Here is a 2,852-nt window from a genome sequence, read left to right on the forward strand (position 1 = left end):
ATGTATTATAGAGTAAAATACATAATAGGCACGCTAATAATTGGAAAAAGGGAGCGTTTTAACGTGATAGTAACAAATGATTTTCAATGTGACGTATGTGGGAAAATTACAAAAATAAGAGTTCAATTAGGATGGTTAGAAAACTATCCTGTTAGAATCAAGTGTAATGAGTGTTATACATCGATATTCGGAAATGTATCTATGAATCCTCATAACGGTGGATTTCATATTGATTTAAAAAATGTAACAAGATATACAGGTAACGTAAACCCAGATTTTATTATTGATGTTTCAGGTGAATTGCTTACAAAAAAAATTAGAAAGTACACCAATTCAGTAGAAAATCTCATGTCGCCTTTTATTAAAGACGGAGTTTCCAAAATGGGTATAAATACTGTAGGTGATTTTAAAAGTACCATTATAGGATTCTTAATGTCTATTAATCATAAATGGCCAACAGTTAAACGTATTAATGAGCTTTGGCTTAGTCAAAACGATAAGTATTTACGTGATGAACTGCATAAAATACTTAATAAAACGGTATATCCTGCTGATAATCAATGGGAATTACTAAGAGCTGTTCATGCCGTAAACATAAATTTTACAGGCCCTATTTCGAAGGTAACATTTTTCAAAAGTACGGAATTTATTTTTAGTCAGTTAAAGAAGATACAAGATCAAGAACAAAGCCACCAACAATTAATTGATTTAGCTTTACATTTTCAAAATCAATTAAATGATTTTGAAGAAAAAATATTTATAATAACAAATAAATTCGTTGAAAAATTTCCAATGTTAATTCCCGTAATAGGTCTAGAGTACTATAAAGATGAAGATAATAAAGCAAAGGTAATGCAGGAAATGGGATTAACAACTGTTGATTTTGAGGATATCAAAGACTTTTATATTGATACATTTGAAGATTTGGGTGATATTTTTGATTTAATTGTTGCATTTGAAAATCTAATAGTTCGTTCGGACTTTAAACTGATGGATCCTAATATAAATAAGCCAATTAAAACCTTAGAAGATTACAGTAAAATGCAGAAAAAAGGTAAAAAATTAGAGTTCATAGACGCATTAGATGCATTTAAATATTTATTTATGTCAAAAGTGGACAGTAGATTAAGAAATGCAATTGGACATCGTAGTTATAAATATGATGTAAATACACAAAAAATAGTATATGCCCCTTCAGGAAAGATGGATAAGGAAACTTTAGAAAGTATCTATCTAACTGAATTTACTTATGGATGTTTACAATTGTTTAGATCGTGTCTAGCAATAGGAGAATTAATATATCAAACGAGAAAAGTCATATGTGTTATTGAAGGTAGTTCAGTACGGACATTTGATGAATATTTTCCTGGTTCGTCTATTAAAGCTAATAAAGTAAAAGATTCTCTAGAAAAAGACAAAGATAAAGATATATTTAAAAAGAAAAAGAGAAGTAAAAACATACAAAAGAAATCAAGAAAAAATAATCGCCGAAAAAAATAAAATTACTCCATAATATGCTATGATTTTGAAATTAGTGTGAGAGTCCTAAATTAATAGGACTCTTTTTTACTTGGATTCTTGTTTATTAGTTATAAGTAATAAAAAGGGGCTGCTATTATATTATTTATGTTAGAGGAGATTATGACACCGAGAGAAGCATGTGATCGTTGGGGGATTACACAAGAAGCACTATGGATGAAATTGAAGAGAGGTAAAGATAAAAAATTAGTAGATGAATTAATTAAAGGTGGGAAAATTAAATACTACAAGCCAGAAGGGAAACAACGTGGAGAATGGATTTTAACGGTAGAAGCTATGGGTTTGCCCTTCCCTAAAAGAAACGAAGTAGTTTAAGGGGTAGATATAAATATAAATGTCCTAAATGTGGGTATAAAAGAACTCTCCTCAAAAACGATTGGACATTAAAGTGCGATATTGGAGATGAGATTGAAGCAGGTTATAGAAACAAAGTTAATATATGATAATTATAAGTTGAATGTATAACCCACTGTCAGTTTGAATACCAATAGGACCAGCACCAGCGTTCTTGTAATCAGGGCAAAGTAGCTTGGTACAACAGGTTTAAGAGTTATAGATTTTATTATTCTTAAGCCCTTCATGTAACATAAACGTTCGATTTTGCTACAAAATAAATTACTTTCCCCCTAATCGTAGCTACGCTGGTATTGGGCTTTTAAACAAGTATTAATTTCTTATCAATAACTGTAGCATCTAAAAATTCAGGTTTATGTATTAATACTTTAATACATTCTTTTAAATAGTTTTCGGCAACTTCTAAAACTAATTTTTTATTGCCTTCTACATTTTCAATATATCTTTTTTTGGCTAACTTATTTTGGTTCTGACCATGAACAATTGCAGATCTATATGAATAAATTGCTTTCATATTATTAAAAATATCTAATTTTGAATCTCCTAAAGAAGAAAACTGTAATAGATACGCTGCTCTTAATGATAATTTATAAGTTATGTCACCACTTGTATTATCACTTAATAATGACTCTAAACCGATAACGATATCAATAATCTTATCACCTTCATCTTTACGATAAAAACTGTTTTCTAATCTAGAACATGCCAAATTAATTTGCTTATACTCGTTTCCAACTAACTTTTTGAAGATCAATTGGATCTCATTTAAACGAACCTCATCAACTGTTGGAAAATCATTGTTATTCCAGTAGTAATTATTAAATTCAACTGGATACATTCTTATAGCAAGCCCTTTTAAATCCAGTAAATCCGCTGTATATCCCTCTGTCCAATTAATAGGAGACGAAATTATTTGTGCATAACCCGTTAAAATATTATTAATCCTTAAAGTATTAAAA

2 protein-coding genes and 1 pseudogene are annotated in these 2,852 nt (G+C 29.3%); 2 read left to right on the plus strand and 1 reads right to left on the minus strand.

Features of this window, described 5'->3' with window-relative positions; translation table 11 throughout:
• Positions 1-1,500, plus strand: a 1,500-nt coding sequence (locus tag AB3X48_RS20570; protein ID WP_367959878.1) for a hypothetical protein, incomplete at its 5' end; no start/stop codon positions are given.
• Between the two features lie 117 nt (positions 1,501-1,617).
• Complete coding sequence (locus tag AB3X48_RS20575) at positions 1,618-1,854, plus strand: helix-turn-helix domain-containing protein (protein ID WP_367959880.1); 237 nt, start codon at positions 1,618-1,620, stop codon at positions 1,852-1,854.
• Positions 1,855-2,194: 340 nt separating this feature from the next.
• Here the strand turns inward: AB3X48_RS20575 and AB3X48_RS20580 are convergent.
• A pseudogene (locus AB3X48_RS20580) lies at positions 2,195-2,852 on the minus strand (hypothetical protein); the annotation flags it as partial.

Source organism: Bacillus sp. S4, from assembly GCF_040838205.1.
Classification (GTDB): Bacteria; Bacillota; Bacilli; order Bacillales; family Bacillaceae_G; genus Bacillus_A; species Bacillus_A cereus_U.